Annotated in this window: 4 protein-coding genes and 2 pseudogenes; all 6 read left to right on the forward strand. The window is 46.4% G+C overall.

What is annotated here, in order from left to right:
* Positions 1 to 498, forward strand: a pseudogene (locus tag VB714_RS14410) (CRISPR-associated protein Cmr2); the annotation flags it as partial.
* 53 nt (positions 499 to 551) lie between these two features.
* On the forward strand, positions 552 to 1,658 hold the full coding sequence (locus VB714_RS14415) for a type III-B CRISPR module-associated Cmr3 family protein (protein ID WP_323225300.1): 1,107 nt from the start codon (positions 552 to 554) through the stop codon (positions 1,656 to 1,658).
* Positions 1,651 to 2,505 (forward strand): RAMP superfamily CRISPR-associated protein, encoded by an 855-nt coding sequence (locus tag VB714_RS14420; RefSeq protein ID WP_323225301.1) that lies wholly within the window; start codon positions 1,651 to 1,653, stop codon positions 2,503 to 2,505. Before VB714_RS14415 ends, VB714_RS14420 begins: the two co-directional genes overlap by 8 nt.
* A 2-nt stretch (positions 2,506 to 2,507) precedes the next feature.
* Positions 2,508 to 2,963 carry a hypothetical protein gene (locus VB714_RS14425; protein ID WP_323225302.1) on the forward strand — a complete coding sequence of 152 codons (456 nt, stop codon included), beginning with the start codon at positions 2,508 to 2,510 and terminating at the stop codon, positions 2,961 to 2,963.
* Positions 2,953 to 4,602 carry a hypothetical protein gene (locus tag VB714_RS14430; protein WP_323225304.1) on the forward strand — a complete coding sequence of 550 codons (1,650 nt, stop codon included), beginning with the start codon at positions 2,953 to 2,955 and terminating at the stop codon, positions 4,600 to 4,602. Before VB714_RS14425 ends, VB714_RS14430 begins: the two co-directional genes overlap by 11 nt.
* A gap of 121 nt (positions 4,603 to 4,723) precedes the next feature.
* Positions 4,724 to 4,962, forward strand: a pseudogene (locus tag VB714_RS14435) (hypothetical protein); the annotation flags it as partial.

Genomic DNA, 4,962 nt, shown 5'->3' on the forward strand with positions numbered 1-4,962 from the left:
TACGAAAAGCCAATTACCCTTAGTGTTGGTTTAGTTTGGGCTGCCCCCGGAGTTCCTCAACGGGATGTTTTGCAACATTGTCGGGAAGCCGAAAAATTGGCGAAATCTAAGGGACGCGATCGCCTGACCATTCGAGTATTATTTAATAGCGGTCAATACGTGCAGTGGACTTGCCCTTGGTCAGATTTAGGGATTTTAGAGAATTATCAAGACCGAGATCGGGGAAACAATTGGGGTCATATTTACAACGATTTAGCACAATTGAAAGCAAGACGCGCGATCGATTTAAGTCTTGTCAAAAAACAAACCTATTCCGATCTGACCATTGCTTTAAGTTTGTTAGAAATTTACTTTGGTCGCACTCCCAATGCGATCAAAAAAGATCGCGATCGCCTTGTCGGAAGTTTCTCAGATGCTGCCTTGATACAGTGGATTAACGACTTAATTTGCGTTGGTTGGCAATTATTGAGAGAACAAAAAATCGTTCGCAGTCCGTAGGGTGTCCTTGCAAAGTACAACGCACACTTGACCAACGAGAGTAAAGGAAAAAAATGTTTCGTTATTTGATTATTGTTAAGCCTTTGGGCTTGATGTATGGAAGTGCTGGAGGCTTTTTATCTCCAGAAAACTTGGTGGGGCGATCGCGCTCTAAATTCCCTCCTGAAGCTGCCACTTTATCCGGTTTGATTTTCAGCGCGAGTAAAGCTGAAAATGAAGGAAAAACAGAAGAAGTTGAGGCAGTCTTTGACGGAAAACCAACCACAGTTCGCGATCGCATTCAAGAAGATTTGCGAGATAATTTGCACGTAGGGGGTCCATTTTGGGCAAAATGCGAGAACCCTTTTGATTTCTACGTGCCGATCCCTTGGCTTTATCAAATTGGCGATCGCATTGATAAGCAAGGAAGGGAGTCAAAACAGTGTAATTATTGGAAAATCCGTGAGGGTGAATGGCAACTCAATCAAGAAAAAGATGAAGTTAGCCCCGAATATACTTGGCAACCCGTGACGACATGGAACCTCGATCCAGCTAAGATTTTGGAGAGCGCGGAAAAAGCACCTTGGCAGTTTGTTCCTCTCCTTCATCCTCACCTTAAAGACAAGGAACGCAATGTGAAAAAAGAGGATGGTTTATTCTTGGAATACGCCGTACAACTTCGCGAAGATTGTTGCTTGGTTTATCTGTCTACTGTTGCTGTAGAAACGGGGTGGTATCGCTTTGGCGGAGAAAATCATCTGGTTGAAATCGAAAGTAAAGAGCTTTATGAAAATGACCCCATTATCGATCTTCTTAAACAAAAGATCGATCGCGCTTTTGCTTTAATTACCCCTGGTGTTTGGGGATCGAACCGTTTATCTTATCGCTATTCCCAACACCCCGACTTTCCCAAACCCTCCCATTTACTAACCGATAAACCTATCCCTTATCGCTATCGTACTGGAGGGAATACTTATAAATTTGGAGGGCAATTGGGACGAGGACGCTATGCCGTGCCACCGGGTAGCGTTTACCTCCTAGATCGCCCTCTGGAGAAAGAGTATCAGACTTGGTGGGACTGGAAAGACGAGTGGTTTCCCAAGGAAGGATTTACCCTCAATCATTTAGGTTGCGGGTTGGCATTACCGTTAAATATCGAAGGAGTTTCTGTAAATGTATAACAAAGCCCACGGCATCATTCAAACCTTTGCACCGCTTCATGTCGGCGCTTCGGCAGGAGAAGAAAGCGGCAATCTCAATCTCATTTTCCGCGACCAGTTTACCCAAACGGGTATTATCCCCGGTAGTTCCATTCGCGGGCGCTTGCGGAGTGAAATGCGAGGTGTTTCACCGGAAGATGAGAATATTTGGTATGGGAAAAAAGCACAAACAGGGATTGCTGATAGCACCAGTGAATCTTATGTCAAAATTGAATATGCGTCTATTCTTTGGTTGCCCGTCTTTTGTCCAGGACAGCCTATCGTTTGGGTAAGTTGTCCCCGCTTGCTGCAACGCTATCAGCGCATTGCTGGCGATCGCCTTGTTACCCAAAAACAAGAGGACAAAACGGAAGAAAAACTGCTCAAAGAGATAGATATTCCCCAACCAGGAACGCGATCGCGCACCCTCAAACCCCTCAAAATTGATGAAAAGGAAAAACTCTTTTTCAACTATGGTTTCCTCGAAATCGCAGCATTAGCAGATTTTTCTCCGTGGTTTCCCATTGGAGGAGAATTGCCCGCCGTAGTGGTTGCCGATGATGAAATCGGTATCATTCACGATATGGCACTCTATCGCCAAAGCCGGGTCAAACTCAAGGACGACGAAAAGCGAGTCGAAGGTGGTCAGTTTTTCAACACGGAAGCGCTACCAGAAGATACATTTCTAATCTTTCCCATTGCCCTTCGCAACCATCCCGACGGTAAGAAATGGCAGCCCTTTGAGGAAGAATCTCACGGGGAAATCTATCTCGGCGGTTTGGAGTCCATCGGTTTTGGTAATTGTCAAGTGTTTTTGGAGGGAATTTAACAATGACAGAAGCAACGAACCAATCCAGCTTTGAGTCCTACAGCATCGATCGCATTGCTCACGATCTGGTTTTAAATCACGGTATCCCATCGGGAGCCCATCCCCAAGTTTATAAAATGCGAATGACCGTCGCTTATGGCTTAGAACGGTTTTGGGGAGAACAACATCGTTTTAAAGCCAAGGAAGCGGATAAGGCTGAATATTGGCGGCAAACCTGGAACGAACTGGCCAAGATTCTCGAAAAGGCAGGAATCTCGTTGCCCAATGATACTACGAATACGGAGAATGCCGATTCAGTGCGATCGATGGCAGAAAAACTCTGGGATGGGGAAACTTTTCCCCCAGAACAACGAAAAGTTGCTTTAGCCATTTTGACGCAACTGTGCGACAGCATGGTGTGGTGGACGCAACGTTACAAAAAATTTGCTAAAGAAGGAGATGAAAACAATGGAAATTGAACAAATTCCGATGATGTTTCGCGCCCAAATTAACGGGCGATCGCAGTTACAGCGCCTCGAACCTGGGGCAGATCGCCAAGATGCCGATGATTGGGTGGATGAATGGTTAGAGGGAATGGAAGAAGAACCCCCTACTTTTTCTGAAAGCGTGCAAACCCAAGAAAAGCAAATTACTTGGCGTATGGTGTCCAATAGCGGACAAGATGAAACAGTGATTCGTCCCGTGTTGGCGAAAGGAGGGTTTCCTTATTATCCCGGTAGCAGCATGAAAGGGGCGTTTTTGCGGGCGTGCCGACAGTTGGGGGAAGATGCTTTACGTTACTGTGGGGGTAAGGGAAAAGACGGGGAAGTTCATCCTGGAATCCTCCGCTTTCATGGTGCTTATCCGGTGAATAAAAACTGGCGCGATCGCTCTGCTTTGGTCGATCTGGTGCATCCTCAGCAAGCATGGCAGATGCAAGGACAAGAGGCGCACAGTGCTTTTTTGCAAATCTCTCTTTACAAACCGCGTTTGCGTTTCGGGATTTCTAGCTGCAAGGAATTGGAGGTGGAGGAATGGGAGACGATCTGGAATATTTGGCAGAAAGCAATGGAACAAGGGATTGGTTTGCGAACGAGTGCAGGATATGGGCAAACTAAGCGCGTCGGCAAATCTCGCTTATTATCGGTTCCTTTGCGCGGCCAAGGCATGACTTCTCGTCGTTTGGACAAAACCGGGGAATTTCGTCCCAATGGCTTTAAGGCAACTTTGCGCGGTCATACCCTGCGACTGTTTGGGGGACTGACGGATGCGGCGACAGCAGAAGAACTGACGCGGGAGTTATGGGGCGGGTTTAGCGGTAAAAAGTCCGTGGTGGGTCAAGTGGGGGTGAATTTTAGCGCGTCGCCGCAGGATTGGGATATATTACACCATCCTTACCGACGGGGAGATATTCCCATGTATGACATTCAGGAGGGCAGTTTGCGGCTTTTAGGGATGAATATCGAGCAGAAGCAACGGAAAAATGTGGAACGCCTTCTTCGTTCTCTCTTAAAGTTTTCTTTGCTGTTGGGTGGGTTTGGCAAGTCCTGGCGGCGGGCGGATCATCGCTTGGTTTTTCCAGCCTATACCGAAGATGTTTACAATTCTGCGATCGGCTGTCATTGGGAGTTATCCCAAGAGGTGAAGAATTGGCAAAATTACGCGATCGCCGTTCGCGATTTGGGGGATGTGACGGCGTTTCTGGAGAGTTTACACCGGACGTTACAAAACTGGTTGAAATACAAGGAGAAGGACAAGGGAGAGCCTGCAAATTGGCGAGAGGCTTGGCATGGCGATCGCGTTCAAGTTTGGGGTTGTTTGGTGCCTTCTCTGTCGGACAGTCAAGCGGTGCGCTGGCTGCATGGTAATTATCAGGGGGAAAATTCGATTAAAAAGAGTTTGCTAACGGGTTGGTTAGGGCAAATTGGGCGTTTATGGCATCGGTTATATCCGCGTTATCTGGAGAAGGACGGGGAAATGCGGGCAACGGGGGAATATGTGGAATTATTGACGCTATTTCCTCATGTTGATAACCGAAAAGAACAGGAAAAAATTGATAATTTTCTTGACTTTTTGCGGCAGGATAGTCAATTCTCTTTGCTTTATGGGACAGGGTGAAAATGTAAGATCGATGGACTCTCTGCTTATTGGCGATTTTCTTCGTTTTAATCTCTGTTAAATGGAAAATGAAATCGCGAAATTTCCCAATCTAGACACAATTCTTGACGCTCTCAAAAAAATGACTAAAAATACATGGATTGTCACAACTGGAAGTAGCGATATTTTGCTGCAAAGCGATCGCAATTGGAGCGATCTCAAAGACAAAGCGCGTCGTACTATGGGGCGTTGTCCGAAGGATGACCCAAAACCGAGAACGATGCTCAGTCTTGAGGATAATACGATTAAAAAATATTTCACTGTTCCTTCGCGATCGCTAGGCCGAATTTATGGAACAGCAGAGGAGGTTTTTGACGATCT

The sequence above is a fragment of the Spirulina sp. 06S082 genome, from assembly GCF_034932145.1.
In the GTDB taxonomy this organism is placed as follows: domain Bacteria; phylum Cyanobacteriota; class Cyanobacteriia; order Cyanobacteriales; family Spirulinaceae; genus CCY15215.

Bases quoted from the DNA above. Each gene is read 5' to 3' on its own strand.
- VB714_RS14415 (WP_323225300.1), top strand. From the start codon at position 552: ATGTTTCGTTATTTGATTATTGTTAAGCCTTTGGGCTTGATGTATGGA.
- VB714_RS14420 (WP_323225301.1), top strand. From the start codon at position 1,651: ATGTATAACAAAGCCCACGGCATCATTCAAACCTTTGCACCGCTTCAT.
- VB714_RS14425 (WP_323225302.1), top strand. From the start codon at position 2,508: ATGACAGAAGCAACGAACCAATCCAGCTTTGAGTCCTACAGCATCGAT.
- VB714_RS14430 (WP_323225304.1), top strand. From the start codon at position 2,953: ATGGAAATTGAACAAATTCCGATGATGTTTCGCGCCCAAATTAACGGG.